General features: G+C 60.8%; 17 protein-coding genes. 6 read left to right on the top strand and 11 right to left on the bottom strand.

Going from position 1 to position 16035, the window contains the following annotated elements:
- Positions 1-5 precede the first annotated feature (5 nt).
- Positions 6-884, bottom strand: a complete 879-nt coding sequence (dapA, locus tag A462_RS07085) for a 4-hydroxy-tetrahydrodipicolinate synthase (RefSeq protein ID WP_003211981.1) — start codon at positions 882-884, stop codon at positions 6-8.
- Between the two features lie 261 nt (positions 885-1145).
- On the opposite strand from dapA, the gene A462_RS07090 reads away from it, so the two are divergent.
- Positions 1146-1706 carry a glycine cleavage system protein R gene (locus tag A462_RS07090; protein ID WP_003172487.1) on the top strand — a complete coding sequence of 187 codons (561 nt, stop codon included), beginning with the start codon at positions 1146-1148 and terminating at the stop codon, positions 1704-1706.
- Between the two features lie 10 nt (positions 1707-1716).
- Positions 1717-2190, top strand: a complete 474-nt coding sequence (locus A462_RS07095) for a peroxiredoxin (protein WP_003211984.1) — start codon at positions 1717-1719, stop codon at positions 2188-2190.
- Positions 2191-2322: 132 nt separating this feature from the next.
- Here A462_RS07095 and A462_RS07100 read toward each other — a convergent pair whose 3' ends face one another.
- Positions 2323-3393, bottom strand: coding sequence for an AI-2E family transporter (locus tag A462_RS07100; RefSeq protein ID WP_003211986.1), 1071 nt, complete (start codon positions 3391-3393; stop codon positions 2323-2325).
- Positions 3394-3433: 40 nt separating this feature from the next.
- Positions 3434-3673 carry a sulfurtransferase TusA family protein gene (locus A462_RS07105; RefSeq protein WP_003211989.1) on the bottom strand — a complete coding sequence of 80 codons (240 nt, stop codon included), beginning with the start codon at positions 3671-3673 and terminating at the stop codon, positions 3434-3436.
- Between the two features lie 95 nt (positions 3674-3768).
- On the opposite strand from A462_RS07105, the gene A462_RS07110 reads away from it, so the two are divergent.
- Positions 3769-5202 (top strand): M48 family metalloprotease, encoded by a 1434-nt coding sequence (locus A462_RS07110; protein ID WP_003211991.1) that lies wholly within the window; start codon positions 3769-3771, stop codon positions 5200-5202.
- Between the two features lie 67 nt (positions 5203-5269).
- Here the strand turns inward: A462_RS07110 and A462_RS07115 are convergent, their stop codons facing one another.
- From A462_RS07115 to rpoE, 4 genes are all read right to left on the bottom strand, one after another.
- Entirely contained in the window at positions 5270-6709 is a 1440-nt protein-coding gene (locus A462_RS07115; RefSeq protein WP_003211993.1) for a DegQ family serine endoprotease, read from the bottom strand.
- 244 nt (positions 6710-6953) lie between these two features.
- Positions 6954-7910, bottom strand: coding sequence for a MucB/RseB C-terminal domain-containing protein (locus A462_RS07120; RefSeq protein WP_003211995.1), 957 nt, complete (start codon positions 7908-7910; stop codon positions 6954-6956).
- Positions 7911-7926: 16 nt separating this feature from the next.
- On the bottom strand, positions 7927-8514 hold the full coding sequence (locus tag A462_RS07125) for a sigma-E factor negative regulatory protein (protein ID WP_003172479.1): 588 nt from the start codon (positions 8512-8514) through the stop codon (positions 7927-7929).
- A 31-nt stretch (positions 8515-8545) separates the two neighbouring features.
- Positions 8546-9127, bottom strand: a complete 582-nt coding sequence (gene rpoE / locus A462_RS07130; protein ID WP_003172477.1) for an RNA polymerase sigma factor RpoE — start codon at positions 9125-9127, stop codon at positions 8546-8548.
- Between the two features lie 468 nt (positions 9128-9595).
- Between rpoE and nadB the strand changes: the two genes are divergently transcribed.
- On the top strand, positions 9596-11212 hold the full coding sequence (nadB, locus tag A462_RS07135; protein WP_003211997.1) for an L-aspartate oxidase: 1617 nt from the start codon (positions 9596-9598) through the stop codon (positions 11210-11212).
- Here the strand turns inward: nadB and A462_RS07140 are convergent.
- Together A462_RS07140 and A462_RS07145 are read right to left on the bottom strand one after the other, a co-directional pair.
- Complete coding sequence (locus A462_RS07140; protein WP_008437845.1) at positions 11181-11633, bottom strand: protein YgfX; 453 nt, start codon at positions 11631-11633, stop codon at positions 11181-11183. The genes nadB and A462_RS07140 overlap by 32 nt on opposite strands.
- The gene (locus tag A462_RS07145) at positions 11617-11871 is read right to left on the bottom strand and encodes an FAD assembly factor SdhE (RefSeq protein WP_003212000.1); all 255 of its coding nucleotides are present in this window, start codon (positions 11869-11871) and stop codon (positions 11617-11619) included. Before A462_RS07145 ends, A462_RS07140 begins: the two co-directional genes overlap by 17 nt.
- A gap of 139 nt (positions 11872-12010) precedes the next feature.
- Between A462_RS07145 and ygfZ the strand changes: the two genes are divergently transcribed.
- The gene (gene ygfZ / locus A462_RS07150) at positions 12011-12952 is read left to right on the top strand and encodes a CAF17-like 4Fe-4S cluster assembly/insertion protein YgfZ (protein ID WP_008437843.1); all 942 of its coding nucleotides are present in this window, start codon (positions 12011-12013) and stop codon (positions 12950-12952) included.
- 36 nt (positions 12953-12988) lie between these two features.
- The gene (locus A462_RS07155) at positions 12989-13810 is read left to right on the top strand and encodes an HDOD domain-containing protein (RefSeq protein WP_003212004.1); all 822 of its coding nucleotides are present in this window, start codon (positions 12989-12991) and stop codon (positions 13808-13810) included.
- Here A462_RS07155 and A462_RS07160 read toward each other — a convergent pair whose 3' ends face one another.
- Positions 13811-15196, bottom strand: a complete 1386-nt coding sequence (locus A462_RS07160; RefSeq protein WP_003212006.1) for a sensor histidine kinase — start codon at positions 15194-15196, stop codon at positions 13811-13813. It lies immediately after the preceding gene.
- Positions 15189-15860, bottom strand: a complete 672-nt coding sequence (locus A462_RS07165; RefSeq protein ID WP_003212008.1) for a response regulator — start codon at positions 15858-15860, stop codon at positions 15189-15191. The genes A462_RS07160 and A462_RS07165 overlap by 8 nt, the downstream gene beginning before the upstream one ends.
- Positions 15861-16035: the final 175 nt, after the last annotated feature.

The following is a 16035-nucleotide window of genomic DNA, read 5'->3' as shown; positions in this document are numbered from 1 at the left end:
CTCAATTAAACCAGGACGCCGGACTGGCGCAGGGCCTGTCGCAGCGGTTCGTGACAGGCTTCGCTGAGCCAGGTGAGCGGCAGACGGATCCCGTCCGGCATCAGGCCCATCTCATGCAGCGCCCATTTCACGGGGATAGGGTTGGATTCGATAAACAGGGTTTTGTTGAGCGGTGCCAGTTGTTCGTGGATCGCCCGGGCCTTGACCGCATCACCGGCGATGGCCGCGGCACACAGCTCGCTCATGGCGCGCGGTGCAACGTTGGCAGTCACCGAGATGTTGCCTTTGCCGCCCAGCAGGATCAGTTCGACGGCAGTGGCGTCGTCACCGGAATACACCAGGAAGTCGCTGCTGACGCCGGCCAGGATGTCCTTGGCGCGCTGCAGGTCACCGGTGGCTTCCTTGATACCGATGATGTTCGGTACGGTGGACAGGCGGATCACGGTCTCGGCCTTCATGTCGCAGGCGGTGCGACCGGGTACGTTGTAGAGGATCTGCGGGATATCGACCGCTTCGGCAACGGCGCGGAAGTGCAGGTACAGGCCTTCCTGGGTCGGCTTGTTGTAGTACGGCGTCACCAGCAGGCAGGCATCGGCGCCGGCTTTCTTGGCGTTGCTGGTCAATTCGATCGCTTCGCGGGTCGAATTGGCGCCCGTGCCGGCGATGACAGCAATGCGCCCTGCAACGCGCTTGACCACGAACTCGATCACTTCGATGTGTTCTTCCACATCCAGTGTGGCCGATTCACCTGTGGTGCCGACCGCCACGATGGCGTTGGTGCCCTCTTGCAGGTGGAAGTCCACCAGTTTGCCCAGGCTGTCCCAGTCGAGATTACCTTGTGCATCCATGGGTGTGACCAGTGCCACCATACTGCCCGCAATCATGCAACCGCTCCTGCCGGAAAAAGAGAGCGGTAATGGTACTGGCGCCAAGATGCTTGTACAAGCGAAGTACCGCCTGAGGATGCGTTCTGGATCAACTTAGTTCGCGGCAGCGCCATCATTCTGCCAAAGCGGGGTTTGATGAAGCTGATTACGTAATGAAAACGCCACCTCCTAGCCCTTGGCGATGGTTTTCGCTACCCTTCATCCTTTGATTGATACCGCTTGCATCGTATCGACCGCTCATCGCTTTAGGAAGGCTGCATGTCCACCCCCACAGTCCGCGAACAATTCCTTGTCATCAGTGCCCTCGGCGCCAACCCCATGGAGCTGACTAACGTCCTGTGCCGCGCCAGCCATGAAAACCGCTGCGCCGTCGTGACCTCCCGCCTGACCCGCCATGGCGAGTGCAGTGCGCTGGTCCTGCAGATTTCCGGGACCTGGGATGCCCTGGCCCGCCTTGAAACCGGTTTACCGGGTTTGGCGAAGAAGCATGACTTCACGGTCAACGTGGTGCGCAGCGCCGCCCTGGAAAACCGTCCGCAGGCCCTGCCCTACGTGGCCTATGTCAGTTCGGCCTACCGCTCGGACATCGTCAACGAGCTGTGCCAGTTCTTTATCGACCACAACGTCGAGCTGGAGAACCTGACCTGCGACACCTATCAGGCTCCGCAGACCGGCGGCACCATGCTCAACGCCACCTTTACCGTGACCTTGCCGGCCGGCGTACAGATCAGTTGGCTGCGCGACCAGTTCCTGGATTTCGCCGATGCCCTGAACCTCGACGCACTGATCGAGCCTTGGCGCCCACAGAACCCTATGTAAGGAAGTCTTCATGTCTGTAGTGATCGACCAACCGGTAGCCGACTTCGAAGCCCAGGCCACCAGCGGGCAAACCTTCAGCCTCGCCGGGCTCAAGGGCAAGCAAGTGGTGATCTACTTCTACCCGAAAGACAGCACCCCGGGCTGCACCACTGAAGGCCAGGGCTTCCGTGACCAGCATGCTGCGTTCAAGGCGGCCAACACCGAGGTGTTTGGCGTGTCCCGGGACAGCGTGAAGTCCCACGAGAACTTCAAGGCCAAGCAGGAATTCCCCTTTGAGCTGATCAGCGACAAGGACGAAGCGGTTTGCCAGCTGTTTGATGTGATCAAGCTGAAGAAGCTGTATGGCAAGGAATACCTGGGTGTTGATCGCAGCACCTTCCTGATCGACAAGAATGGCGTACTGCGCCAGGAATGGCGCGGTGTGAAAGTGCCAGGCCATGTGGATGCAGTGCTCGAAGCGGCACAGGCGCTGAACCAGGCTTGATTCACCTGCTGGCTTTGAAATAGCTATCGCAGCCAAGCCAGCTCCCACCTGTGATCATTGTTCGACAGGACAACTCAGTCAATGTGGGAGCCGGGCTTGCCCGCGATGAGGCCTGCACGGGCACCACAAATATCAGAGTAACGGCGCCACCACCGGCTCCTGCCGAGGCCAGGCATCCAGCACCGCCTTGAACAGCGTCGCCAGGGGAATCGCAAAGAACACCCCCCAGAAGCCCCACAACCCGCCAAACAACAACACCGCACAGATGATCGCCACCGGATGCAGGTTCACCGCCTCGGAGAACAGCAGCGGCACCAGCACGTTGCCGTCCAGCACCTGGATGATGCCGTACACCGCCATCAGGTAGATGAACTGATCACTCCAGCCCCACTGGAACAGCGCGATCAACATCACCGGCACCGTCACCACCACCGCGCCAACGTATGGCACCACCACTGAAACACCCACCAGCAGCGCCAACAGGGCAGCGTAGTTAAGCCCCAGCGCGACAAAACCGATGTAAGTGACGCCACCGCAGATAAAAATCTCGATAACCTTGCCGCGGATGTAGTTGGCAATCTGCCGGTTCATTTCCTCGGCGACCCGGGTAATCAGCGCACGCTCACGGGGCAGATAGCCACGCACCCAGCGACCGATCATCTCGCGGTCCTTGAGGAAGAAAAACACCAGGATCGGCACCAGTACCAGGTAGATCATGATGTTGACCAGCAGCGGCAAGCTCGAAAGGGAAAAGGTCAGCGCCCATTGTCCGAACTTTCCGATTTCGCCGCGAGCCACCTCAATGGCCTGCAGGACCTGCTCGTCCGACACCAGGTGCGGATAGCGCTCAGGCAACAGCAGCAGCAATGACTGCCACTTGGCGAGCATGCCCGGTAGCTCGTTGAACAAGGTGATCAACTGGTGCCACAGCAAAGGCACCACGATCACGATAAATACCAGCAACAGCCCCATGAACAAGGCAAACACTAGACCCACCGCTGCCCCACCCGGCAAGCGCAGACGCTCCAGGATGGAGACCAGGCCTTGCATCAGGTACGCCAGCACCATCCCCGCCAGTACCGGCGCCAGCATGCCGCCCAAAGTGAGCACGGCCGTAAAGGCAAGAAATAGCAGGACGGCCAGCACCACGGCTTCTTCGTCGGAGAAGTAGCGCTGAATCCAGTCTCGTAACACTTTGAACATCAATAAACCTCAGGCGATAAGGACAGCATATTCAAGCGATTCAAGCCTTGCGCAACCAGTAACGATAGACGCCCGCTTCGTCTTCTTCATGCAGCAGGGTGTGGCCGGCCAGCTTGGCAAACGTACGAAAGTCCCGCTGGGAGCCAGCGTCCGTGGCGATCACCTTGAGCACCGCGCCGCTGGCCAGCCGATTGAGCTCCAGCTTGGCCTTGAGCAAGGGCAGCGGGCAGTTAAGGCCACTGGCATCCAGTTCGGCATCGAAGGCTACAGCGTCGGTCATGGTCTAACTCCGGGTGGGCGTCGAGGGCGCTTAGAATATCTGGTCCGAAGCTCAGTGTCCGGCTACAGTAAGCTCTTTGTCGAAAGGCTTTGTGCATGACTTTTTTGCGCCCTACCCTGCTGACGCTGGCTTGCCTGCTTGCCTCTCCAGGCTTCGCCGACGACCTGCCGTCACTTGGCGACGCCAGTTCTGCCATTGTTTCGCCAAAACAGGAATACGATCTGGGTCGGGCATGGCTGGCCTACCTGCGCGGCCAGGTCTCGCAACTCAACGACCCGCAGCTCAAGGATTACGTCGAATCCAGCGTTTATAAGCTAGTGGAAACCAGCCAGGTCAATGACCGGCGCCTGGAATTCATTCTGATCAACAGCCCGCAGTTGAACGCCTTTGCCGCACCGGGTGGCATCGTCGGGGTCAACGGCGGCCTGTTCCTCAACGCCCAGACCGAAGGCGAATATGCCTCGGTACTGGCCCACGAATTGGCTCACTTGTCCCAACGTCACTTCGCACGAGGCGTGGAAGCACAGCAGCGCATGCAGATCCCGATGATGGCTGCGCTGCTCGGCGGCATCATCGCTGCCGCCGCTGGCGCAGGCGATGCGGGCATTGCCGCGATCGCCGGCAGCCAGGCCGCCGCGATCCAGGAGCAACGGCGCTTTTCCCGGCAAAACGAGCAAGAGGCTGACCGCATCGGCATTCTCAACCTGGAGAAAGCCGGCTACGACCCACGGTCCATGCCAACCATGTTCGAGCGCTTGATGCGCCAGTACCGTTTCGATGCCAAGCCGCCTGAATTCCTGCTGACTCACCCGGTAACCGAATCGCGGATCGCCGACACCCGCAACCGTGCGGAGCAAGCCAAGCTGGGTGGCATTGAGGACAGCCTGCGCTATCAACTGATCCGTGCTCGAGTGCAACTGTATTACGAAGACACCCCGGGGCTGGCCGCCAAACGTTTCCAGGCCCAGCTGGATGAAAATCCGAAGAACGATATCGCGCGTTATGGCCTCGCCATCGCTCAGATCAAGGGTGCCCAGTTCAACCTGGCCCGGGAAAACCTCAAGCCGCTGCTGGCCAAGGCGCCCAACGACATCACCTACAACCTGGCGCAGATAGAGCTGGACATGACCAACAATCGCCTGCCGGATGCCCAGCAGCGTACGGACCGAATGTTGACGCAATATCCAGGCAACTATCCGCTGAACCAGGTTCGTGTGGATCTGCTGCTCAAGCAGAACCGCAACGCTGACGCGGAAAAAGCCCTGGAAGGATTGTTGAAGTCTCGCCCGGACGATCCGGACGTCTGGTACCAGGTTGCGGAAACCCGTGGCTTGTCGGGCAATATCATCGGCCTGCACCAGGCCCGCGCCGAGTACTTCGCGCTGGTGGGAGATTTCAAGCAGGCCATCCAGCAATTGGATTTCGCCAAGCGTCGCGCCGGCAGCAACTTCCCGCTTTCGTCACGTATCGACGCACGCCAGCGTGAACTGATCGACCAGGAACGCATGGTCAAAGACATGATGGGCTAAACCTTTCAGCCACAAAAAAGCCCCGCTCTCGAACATCGAGAGCGGGGCTTTTTATTGGACTAGCGGATTACTCGGCCAGTTTGAAGGTAATGAAGCTGGCACGCCCCTGACGCAGGACGCGCATCGACACCGAACGGTTCTTCGGCAGCGCCTTGGCGATGTCGGTGAACTCTTTGGTGGAGTTGATAGCCTGGTTGTTCAGGTGGGTGATGACATCACCTGGTTGCAGGCCGATCAGGGAGGCAGGACCGTCCTGGACTTCCTTGATCACTACACCGCTCTTGAGGTCGAAGCTCTTTTTCTGTTCGTCGGTCAACTCGACGACGGCAATGCCCAGGCGATTGCTGCTGCGCTCGGCACCTGGCTTGCTGTTGCCCAGCGCATCCAGCGCCGCGCCTTCTTCCGGGATCGCACCGACGGTCAGTTCGACGTTCTGGCGCTTGCCGTCACGAATCACTTCCAGCTTGGCCTTGCTGCCGGCCTTGAGCGCGCCCACCAGGTGTGGCAAGTCCGCAGACATGACGATCGGCTGGCCGTTCATGCTCAAGATCACGTCACCGACTTGCAGGCCACCTTTGGCAGCAGGGCCATCGTCCTGGATCTGCGCGACCAGGGCACCGGCCGGCTTGTCGAGACCGAAGGATTCAGCCAGGTCCTTGTTCACTTCCTGGATCACCACCCCCAGCCAGCCGCGGCTGACTTTGCCACCGGTTTTCAGCTGGTTCGAAACGTCCATGGCCACGTCGATCGGAATCGCGAACGAAACGCCCATGAAACCACCGGAGCGGGTGTAGATCTGCGAGTTGATGCCAACGACTTCACCCGCCAGGTTGAACAACGGACCGCCGGAGTTGCCCGGGTTGATCGGCACGTCGGTCTGGATGAACGGCACGTAGTTTTCGTTCGGCAGGCTGCGACCGATGGCGCTGACGATACCCTGGGTCACAGTATGGTCAAAACCAAACGGCGAACCGATGGCGACGACCCATTGGCCGGCTTTCAGGTCCTGGGATTTGCCCAGTTTCAGCACCGGCAGGTCCTTGCCTTCGATTTTCAGCAGGGCAACGTCGGAACGTGGGTCGGTGCCCACCAGCTTGGCTTTCAGCTCACTGCGGTCCGCCAGGCGCACCAGGATCTCGTCGGCGTCGGCAATCACGTGGTTGTTGGTGAGGATGTAGCCGTCAGGCGAGATGATGAAGCCCGAGCCCAGGGACTGGGCCTCACGCTGGCCGCCACCACCGCCACGCGGCGTGCGCGGCTGGGGCATGCCGCGTTCGAAGAACTCCCGCAGCATCGGCGGCAGGCCTTCCAGGTCGGGCATCTGCTGGTTGGAGACCTTACGATCCGGCAGCTTCTGCGTAGTACTGATGTTCACCACGGCAGGCGACGCCTGCTCCACCAGTTGGGTGAAGTCAGGCAGCTCGGCCGCTTGCGCGGTAACGGCCTGACCCAGCACCAGCACCGTGGCGACTATGGATAGGTAAGACTTCAAACGTGGTATCGACATACAGCTCCCGTTACGACGAGCAGGGTTGAGCGACAGGGTTCAATAAACGCCGAAAAACTGCGACCGACATTTTTGTTCCGCGAACAAAACAAGGCCAGGGCCGTTAAGCCCTGACCTATAAAAAACATAGGGGATATTAGCAAGTGAAAAAAATGATCCAGACATTTCATGCTCTCGGCAGAGGCAGGCATCGACTATCTCCTGCGCAACATTGAAATATCAGGATGAACATAGGATTAACAACTCAAGGCTTGGCGGGCACGGTGCCACTGCGTAGTGACAGCGCAATTCGCTCTGCGGTGCCAATCGGGATCTCGCCGACGACGGTCACCATCACCTCGCCTTCCAGGGTATTCAACCGCCGTGAAACGGCGACTGTCGGGCCCAACTGGGTGCGGGTCTCGTTTACGGTCGCACCGTTAAGCGGCTCCAGGAATACCGAAAAACGCGCCAGACCATCGTCATACATCAGACTGCTGACGGTTACCTTGGTGTGGGAGTCTTTATGGGCACTGCTGTTGACCAGCTGAAAGCCTGGTGGCAACCAGTCGAGGCGCCAATCCTGAGGGATCTCGACCTCCGGGGCCTTGGCGTTGGTCACCGCCACCGGCGTGCATTCGCCACTGGGCTGCAAATCACGATCGTCAGGCACCGATGTATTGAGCTGGGTGAACTGGAAACGCTCCAGCAACTGGCCCTGGTCGTTAAGCAACAATGACTTCAATGGCAGCGCAGTTTCACGATCCAGATGCAGCTCAAAACCATAACGGTATTGATCGCGGGGGGTCACGGAGACGATCACCGCATTCCGACCGGCCACGCGCGATTTGCCGATGACGGCAAGATCGTAGAACGCTTTGAGTTTTTGCGGATCAAGGGTACGCGCAGAGGTATTGGGGGAGCCCCCAAGCCCGGCAACCAGCGTGCCGCTCACGCATTGGGTACGGCCATCGACGCGCAGGACTTCCTGGGCAGAACCATCGAGTTGCAAAAGCCGCTCACGGACCTGACCATTCTGGACACGATGCCAGATGTCATGGGTAGAAAAACTACCGTTACGCTCGTAGATGAAGGTGCCCTGAAAGCTTTGCTGCTGCTCCGCCCGCCCAAGACGCGTCAGCCAGTCTTGGGCTTCATCGGCATGGGCGGGGACTGCAAACCAGCCACTGAGCAAAAGCGCAAGGAGCGGTATGGCGCGCATAAAGCTCCTTGGCGGACTAGCGGTTTTCCAGGCTTGCAGCGCGGGCGTAAGGCAGAGCGCTTTCAGTGCCTTTCAAGGCCGATTCCTGTGCGTGTTGGCGCAGGTAGCCTGGAAGACGCTGATCCTGCCAGCCGGATTGCCCTTGAAGTACACCGTTGGCCATAGGCCCGGTGGTATCGGAGCTTTCCTTGTAGCCGGCCAGTACGGCTGGACCCTTGACCTGCGGGCCGGCCATGACCGGTTGCTGGGTCTGTTGGGCCAGTTCGGCACCGGCGATTTCGTCCTGGTTGTACAGGCGAACACCTGCCAATACAGCGACGGTCACCGAAGCAGCGACTGCCAGACGGCCCAGGCTACGCCAAGGACCGCGAGCAGCTTTTGCCGGAACGGCTTCATCAGCCAGTGCAGCAGAAACGGCCGCAGCAATATCCAGACGAGGGATTAGAAGATCCTTGTGCATCACCGCCCGAGCGACTTGGTAACGAGACCAGGTATCACGGGTTTCGGCATCATCAAATGCATTAAGCACTCGACGAAGTTCCAGTTCATCCGCTTCGTTATCCATCACTGCGGACAGCGATTCCTGCAGGGCATCACGACTCATGGCGGTTCCTCTCTTGGCTGTCGCCGCTGTCTCAGTTTTCCTGCAACAACGGCTGCAGGGCTTTATCGATGGCTTCCCGAGCCCGGAAGATCCGGGAGCGTACGGTACCCACCGGACATTGCATGACGCTCGCAATGTCTTCGTAACTCAGACCATCGAATTCACGTAAAGTTAACGCCGTACGCAAATCTTCTGGCAGTTGTTGAATAGTGCGATGGACGGTTCCTTCGATCTCGTCGCGCAGCAATGCACGCTCCGGCGACTCGAGATCCTTGAGGCCGTGATCACCATCATAAAATTCAGCATCTTCCGAACTAACATCACTATCCGGCGGGCGGCGACCGCGAGAAACCAGATAGTTCTTCGCCGTGTTAATGGCGATGCGATACAGCCACGTGTAAAACGCACTGTCACCGCGGAAATTACCGAGTGCACGGTACGCCTTGATAAAGGCTTCCTGTGCAACGTCCTGCGCTTCATGGGTGTCGTGCACAAACCGCACGATCAACCCGAGAATTTTGTGCTGGTATTTCAGCACTAGCAGATCAAATGCCCGCTTGTCGCCGCGTTGAACGCGCTCGACCAGCTGCTGATCCTCTTCCTGGGTTAGCATGAACACTCCTCGTTGTACTTGAAGGAGGCTTGCATAACTAATCGATCAGGCTTGCAAACATAGACTCGGACTTTTCGCAAAAGTTCTCCCCCTCCAAGCAAGTTTCCGGCGCGCACTGATTTGGCACACACGAAAAACGCAGCGCGGGCAATGCCGGCTGCGCGAATAATCTGTCGCCAGTTTCCTGACGCGCCTGACACAGACGCGGCTCAGCAAATCCAGCGTGTTCCCAGCTTTCGGGCATCCTGCTATTGAGTCGGGGCCTATGCAAAAAGTTCCCATCCCAATCGCTGTCCGTTTCATGAAAGCCGTGCAGTTCGTTGCCCGTAGTCTCACAATGCCACGAATGCCCGGCTATTGTGCCGCTCCCCCCCTCTATATACTAGTGGGCCGTGTCACCCTTTGATTCGCCGATCCAGGCGTCCTGTTTGCGCCCCCCTACGGATCGCTTTTTGCGGAATCCTTCAAATGAGCCAACAGTTTCAACACGATGTCCTGGTGATTGGCAGCGGCGCCGCGGGCTTGAGCCTTGCACTGACCTTGCCGGGCCACCTGCGCATAGCCGTACTGAGCAAGGGCGACCTCGCCAATGGCTCGACGTTCTGGGCCCAGGGCGGTGTCGCCGCGGTGCTCGATGACACCGACACGGTGCAATCCCACGTCGAAGACACCCTGAATGCCGGCGGCGGCCTGTGCAATGAAGAGGCGGTGCGCTTCACCGTCGAGCATAGCCGCGAAGCCATCCAGTGGCTGATCGACCAGGGCGTGCCCTTCACCCGCGACGAACATTCCGGCACCGACGACGGCGGCTTCGAGTTCCACCTGACCCGCGAAGGCGGCCACAGCCATCGGCGGATCATCCATGCCGCCGACGCCACCGGCGCCGCGATCTTCAAGACCCTGCTCGCCCAGGCCCGGCAACGCCCCAACATCGAACTGCTGGAACAGCGGGTCGCCGTCGACCTGATCACCGAAAAGCGCCTTGGCCTGCCGGGCGAACGCTGCCTCGGCGCCTACGTGCTCAACCGGGCCAGCGGCGAAGTCGACACCTACGGCGCGCGCTTCACCATTCTCGCCTCGGGCGGCGCAGCGAAGGTCTACCTCTATACCAGCAACCCCGACGGCGCCTGCGGTGACGGCATTGCCATGGCCTGGCGTTCGGGCTGCCGGGTGGCGAACCTGGAATTCAACCAGTTCCACCCCACTTGCCTGTATCACCCGCAGGCCAAGAGCTTCCTGATCACCGAAGCCCTGCGCGGCGAAGGCGCACACCTGAAGCTGCCCAACGGCGAACGTTTCATGCAGCGCTTCGACCCACGAGCAGAACTGGCCCCGCGGGACATCGTCGCCCGGGCCATCGACCATGAAATGAAGCGCCTGGGCATCGACTGCGTCTACCTGGACATCAGCCACAAGCCCGAAGCCTTCATCAAGACCCATTTCCCGACGGTCTACGAGCGCTGCCTGGCGTTCAATATCGACATCACCAAGGGCCCGATCCCGGTCGTCCCGGCGGCGCACTACACCTGCGGCGGCGTGATGGTCGACCAGAACGGCCGCACCGACGTGCCCGGCCTGTACGCCATTGGCGAAACCAGCTTCACCGGCCTGCACGGCGCCAACCGCATGGCCAGCAATTCGTTGCTGGAGTGTTTCGTGTACGCCCGCTCCGCCGCCGCCGACATCCTTGAACAGCTGCCGCGCATCCCGGTGCCGGCCGCCCTGCCCCGCTGGGACGCCAGCCAGGTGACCGATTCGGACGAAGACGTGATCATCGCCCACAACTGGGACGAGTTGCGGCGCTTCATGTGGGACTACGTGGGCATCGTGCGCACCAACAAGCGCCTGGCGCGGGCGCAGCACCGGGTTCGACTGTTGCTGGATGAGATCGACGAGTTCTACAGCAACTATAAAGTCAGCCGCGACCTGATCGAGCTGCGCAACCTGGCCCAGGTGGCGGAACTGATGATCCGCTCGGCCATGGAGCGCAAGGAAAGCCGGGGATTGCATTACACCCTCGACTACCCGCAAATGCTGCCCGAAGCGCGCGACACTATTCTGGTGCCAACCACCTACGGCGGCTGAACTTCAAGCGTACCCGCAGGCGCCGATGCACATCGGTAGCCTGCGAATCCCGTGGCACGCAGATCGAACGCACCCGCCAGTCACCCTGCACCCGAAAGCGCAGCACCACGATCAACGGCAACGCCAGGCTGTCGGGGCGCAGTTGCACGCTGTGCCAGCCACGCGCGGCGCTCCACAGTTGCCAGCCATCCTCGTCGCGGCGCAGGCCACGGATCGACGAACGGTGAGTCAGCAGGATATGACGCGGCAATACCCAACCGGCATGGGCCAGGCACAACAAGGCGCCAAAGGCTCCGAACCACGGGGACACATCGAGAAACCACAGCGCACCCAGTGCGAACGCCTGGGCGAAAAGATAAGCCGCCAGCAACTGCCCGGAGGCGTGCCAGCGGCATTCGAACGTATTACTTGGGCTGGACACGATCCAGAATCATCCGAACCATGCGCTGCAGCTCCGGGTCTTCCGATTCGGCGCGTTCCATGAACCAGCCGAACATGTCCTGATCCTCGCATTCCAGCAGCTTGCGGTAGCAGTCGCGGTCGACGTCGTTGAGGTGCGGATAGACCTCCCTGACGAACGGTACCAGCAACACGTCCAGTTCAAGCATGCCGCGGCGGCTGTGCCAGTAGAGGCGATTGAGTTCTACATCTTCGACCATGGAGCGCTCCTCAAATAGAGCGCAAGTATACAGGCCGAAGCTGCCTGGAACAGTCGGCTTTGGTCGGCCATACGGAAACTATCCATTTGCCGGGCGCCCCTCTATGATGCACTCATGACTTTTTAACCTGCGATGACCCATGGCTGACTCTGCTTTTTTCTGCCCCCTGTCCCACGAAGGCGTTCTCGCCGTCCGCGGTTCCGACGCTGCCAAGTTCCTCCAGGGACAACTGACCTGCAACCTTAACTACCTGAGTGACACCCAGGCCAGCCTGGGCGCGCGCTGCACCCAGAAAGGGCGCATGCAGTCGAGCTTCCGCATCCTGCTGCAAGGCGATGGCGTGTTGCTGGCCATGGCCACCGAACTGCTGGAGCCACAACTGGCGGACCTGAAAAAGTACGCCGTGTTCTCCAAATCCAAACTCACCGACGAAAGCGCTGCCTGGGCGCGTTTCGGTGTGTCGGATGCCGATCAGGTACTGGCCGGCCTCGGCCTCCAACTACCCGCCGAGACCGACAGCGTGGTGCGCAGCGACGACCTGATCGCCATCCGCGTATCGCCGGGCCGTGCCGAACTCTGGGCCCCCGCCGCCCAAGCTCAAACCCTGCACAGCCAACTCGTCGCACAATTGAACGAAGGTGAACTGAACCAATGGCTGCTGGGCCAGATCCGTGCCGGTATCGGCCAGGTCATGCCCCAGACCCGCGAACTGTTCATCCCGCAGATGCTCAACCTGCAAGCCGTCGGCGGCGTCAGCTTCAAGAAAGGCTGCTACACCGGCCAGGAAATCGTCGCGCGCATGCAGTATTTGGGCAAACTCAAGCGTCGCCTGTATCGCCTGAGCCTGAATGCCGGCGAGCTGCCTGAGCCCGGCACCCCACTGTTTTCCCCGAATCACAATAGTGCCATCGGCGAGGTGGTGATTGCCGCCCGTGCCGATCAGGCGATTGAACTTCTAGCGGTGCTGCAAGCCGAAGCAGCAGAGAGTGGCGATGTGCATGTGGGCACGCTGGAAGGCCCGGGCCTTCAGCTGCTCGACCTGCCCTACCAGCTGGACCGTGATCGCGAGATCCAGCGCTGATCGTCGTACCTTTTTGCTACACCCTAGAGATCTTGAATGAACAAGCTGGCGGAAAAAGTCCAACAGGCGTTGGTTGTGGCCATCGATAACGATGACCTGGTTCTGCCAACGCTGCCGGAAGTGGCCCTGAACATTCGCCAGGCCGCCGAAGACCCGGACATCAGCATCAGCCACCTGAGCAAAGTGATCGGCCGTGACACTGCCTTGTCGGCACGGCTGATCAAAGTGGTCAACAGCCCGCTGTTGCGCGCGACCCAGGAAGTCACCGACCTGCACACCGCCATCACCCGCCTGGGCACCAACTACAGCAGCAACCTGGCGATCGGCCTGGTGATGGAACAGATCTTCCACGCCCGTTCCGAAGTGGTCGAACAGAAGATGCGCGATGTCTGGCGGCGCAGCCTGGAAGTGGCCGGCGTGAGCTATGCGTTGTGCCGCAACCACAGCCAGTTGAAGCCTGACCAGGCGGCGCTGGGTGGGCTGGTGCACCAGATTGGCGTGCTACCGATCCTGACCTTCGCCGAAGATCACTATGAACTGCTGTCCGATCCGGTCAGCCTCGATCACGTGATTGAAAGCATCCACCCGTTGCTGGGGGACAAGCTGCTGCGGCGCTGGGACTTCCCCGAAATGCTGGTGAACCTGCCGGCGCAGTACATGAACCTTGAGCGCGACTCCGAGCGCCTGGACTATATCGACCTGGTGCAGGTCGCCGTGTTGTATTGCCACCGCGACACTGACCACCCGCTGGCCAGCGTGCCGATATTGACGGTACCTGCGATCAAGAAGCTGCGACTCGACCCCTACAGCGACACCTTGCGCGCCGAGCTGGATGAAGCACGGTCGATGTTCTACTGATTACCCCGCGATAAAACTGACCCGCACTTTCAACCCCGCCAACTCTCCGTCATGCAAGCTGATCTGCGCCAGGTGCGCCCGGCAGATCTCGCCAACAATCGCCAACCCCAAGCCCGCCCCCAAGCCCTGCTGGCTGCGCCGATAGAAGCGCTCGAACACTCGGTCCCGCTCATCCAGCGGGATGCCCGGGCCGTCATCTTCCACCTCAAGTACCGCCGGCGCCGTGACCCGCAAGATCACGTTGCCGCCCGGGGGCGTGTGGGCCAGGGCGTTGTCCACCAGGTTGCTCAACAACTCGTTCAACAAGGTGGGCTCGCCCCGCAGCCACACCGGTTCATCCGCCTCCAGCGCCAGGGCCACGCCACGCGCATGGGCCAGCGGCGCCATGGCCATGCCCAGCTCGCGAGCCAACTGGCTCAGGTCCAGCAACTGGGCCCCGCCTTCGGCAATCGCCCGGGCGCCGTTTTCGATGCGCGCCAGCGAGAGCAATTGATTGGCCAGGTGAGTCAGGCGATCAGTGCCCTGGGCTGCGGTTTCCAGGGTGGTGCGCCAGGTAGCCGGATCTTCGGCACGCAGGCCAAGCTCCAAGCGTGCCTTGAGCGCTGCCAACGGAGTGCGCAGCTCATGGGCGGCATCGGCAATAAACTGTGCCTGGCGCTCGAACTGCCCGCGCAGGCGTTCGGTGAAATGGTTGAGCGCATGTACCAGCGGGCCCAATTCATGCTGCACCTCCACCAGCGGCAATGGCCGCAGGTCATCGGGCTGACGCTCTTCCACGGCCGTGCGCAAGCGCTCCAACGGCCGCAGCGCCGCACTCACGGCAAAGAACACCAACAACAAAGCACCGATGGCCAGCATCCCCAGGCGTAGCAAGGTATCGGCCATCAGGCTGCGCGCCATCGCCACCCGCGCCTCGTCGGTTTCGGCCACGCGGATTTCCGCCATGCCGTTCATGTTCGGTTCGGAGACTGCCTTGAGCAGGCTGACCACTCTTACGTTCTGGCCCTGATACCTGGCGTTATAAAAGCGCGCCAGCGCCGGATAGTCATCGGTGCGTGGAGTTCCCGGCGGCGGGCCCGGCAGGTTTTCGTAGCCGGAAATCAGCTTCTGGTGAATATCGTTGACCTGGTAGTAGATCCGCCCGGCGCTGTCGTAGGCGAACGTATCCAGGGCGACGTAGGGCACATCGGCACTCAAGGTGCCGTCGCGGTGGGACAGGCCGGCCGCAATGGTCCGCGCCGAGGCCAACAGCGTGCGGTCGTAAGCCGTGTCCGCCGCCTCGCGCCCATTCCAGTAAGCGCTCAAGCCGCTGGCAATCATCAACACCACCAGCAACAGCGCCAGGTTCCACAGCAGGCGCCAGCGCAGGCTGCTGGGCTTATGCATCGCGGGCTTCCAGCAGGTACCCCAGGCCACGGAAGGTGACGATGGCCACAGGCTGGCCATCGAGTTTCTTGCGCAGGCGGTGCACGTAGATTTCGATGGCATCGGGGCTGGCCTCTTCATCCAGGCCAAACACCTGGGAGGCCAGTTGCTCCTTGCTCATCACCCGGCCAGGACGCGCGATCAGCGCCTCAAGCACCGCCTGCTCGCGGGAGGTCAACGTCAGCAATTCGCCGCCCAGGGTGAAGCGCCGCGTGTCCAGGTCGTAAATCAGCACACCACACGCCTGTTGCCGCTCACCGCCCAGCACGCTACGGCGCAGCAGCGCCTTGACCCGGGCTTCCAGCTCCGTCAGTTCGAACGGCTTGGCCAGGTAGTCATCCGCGCCCAGGTTGAGGCCATGCACGCGGTCCTTCACATCACTGCGTGCGGTCAACATCAACACCGGCAGATTTTTCCCACGGGCCCGCAGGCGCGCCAATACTTCAAAACCGTCCATGCGCGGCAGGCCCACATCGAGAATCGCCACCGCGTATTCCTCGCTGCTCAAGGCCAGGTCCGCCGCCACTCCATCGTGCAACACGTCGACGGTCAAACCCGTGCTCTTGAGCGCCTGGGCGACACTTTCGGCTAGCTGCAGATGGTCTTCGACCAGAAGGACACGCATGGGTTTTTACCTCGTTCGGGGGTGGTCGGCGCCACGCTTTGCCGGGGAGTTTACAGGCGCGGCCTGCGCTGTGAAGCCCGAAAACATTGAAAGGCGACTGAAAGGTTAGTGAAAGCTTCGCCCTTTAGCATCCAGCCACGGTGGGTTTCGCCTGCCGAGCTATTTCACCCATAGC

This window comes from Pseudomonas sp. Ag1, assembly GCF_000278565.1.
Lineage (GTDB): Bacteria > Pseudomonadota > Gammaproteobacteria > Pseudomonadales > Pseudomonadaceae > Aquipseudomonas.
The sequence above is the reverse complement of the archived record's forward strand: the minus strand, read 5'-3'. Positions and strand labels throughout refer to the sequence as shown.

Coding starts and splice junctions, on each gene's coding strand:
- dapA (WP_003211981.1), bottom strand. CDS start 884: ATGATTGCGGGCAGTATGGTGGCACTGGTCACACCCATGGATGCACAA.
- A462_RS07090 (WP_003172487.1), top strand. CDS start 1,146: ATGTCCACCCCCACAGTCCGCGAACAATTCCTTGTCATCAGTGCCCTC.
- A462_RS07095 (WP_003211984.1), top strand. CDS start 1,717: ATGTCTGTAGTGATCGACCAACCGGTAGCCGACTTCGAAGCCCAGGCC.
- A462_RS07100 (WP_003211986.1), bottom strand. CDS start 3,393: ATGTTCAAAGTGTTACGAGACTGGATTCAGCGCTACTTCTCCGACGAA.
- A462_RS07105 (WP_003211989.1), bottom strand. CDS start 3,673: ATGACCGACGCTGTAGCCTTCGATGCCGAACTGGATGCCAGTGGCCTT.
- A462_RS07110 (WP_003211991.1), top strand. CDS start 3,769: ATGACTTTTTTGCGCCCTACCCTGCTGACGCTGGCTTGCCTGCTTGCC.
- A462_RS07115 (WP_003211993.1), bottom strand. CDS start 6,709: ATGTCGATACCACGTTTGAAGTCTTACCTATCCATAGTCGCCACGGTG.
- A462_RS07120 (WP_003211995.1), bottom strand. CDS start 7,910: ATGCGCGCCATACCGCTCCTTGCGCTTTTGCTCAGTGGCTGGTTTGCA.
- A462_RS07125 (WP_003172479.1), bottom strand. CDS start 8,514: ATGAGTCGTGATGCCCTGCAGGAATCGCTGTCCGCAGTGATGGATAAC.
- rpoE (WP_003172477.1), bottom strand. CDS start 9,127: ATGCTAACCCAGGAAGAGGATCAGCAGCTGGTCGAGCGCGTTCAACGC.
- nadB (WP_003211997.1), top strand. CDS start 9,596: ATGAGCCAACAGTTTCAACACGATGTCCTGGTGATTGGCAGCGGCGCC.
- A462_RS07145 (WP_003212000.1), bottom strand. CDS start 11,871: ATGGTCGAAGATGTAGAACTCAATCGCCTCTACTGGCACAGCCGCCGC.
- ygfZ (WP_008437843.1), top strand. CDS start 12,011: ATGGCTGACTCTGCTTTTTTCTGCCCCCTGTCCCACGAAGGCGTTCTC.
- A462_RS07155 (WP_003212004.1), top strand. CDS start 12,989: ATGAACAAGCTGGCGGAAAAAGTCCAACAGGCGTTGGTTGTGGCCATC.
- A462_RS07160 (WP_003212006.1), bottom strand. CDS start 15,196: ATGCATAAGCCCAGCAGCCTGCGCTGGCGCCTGCTGTGGAACCTGGCG.
- A462_RS07165 (WP_003212008.1), bottom strand. CDS start 15,860: ATGCGTGTCCTTCTGGTCGAAGACCATCTGCAGCTAGCCGAAAGTGTC.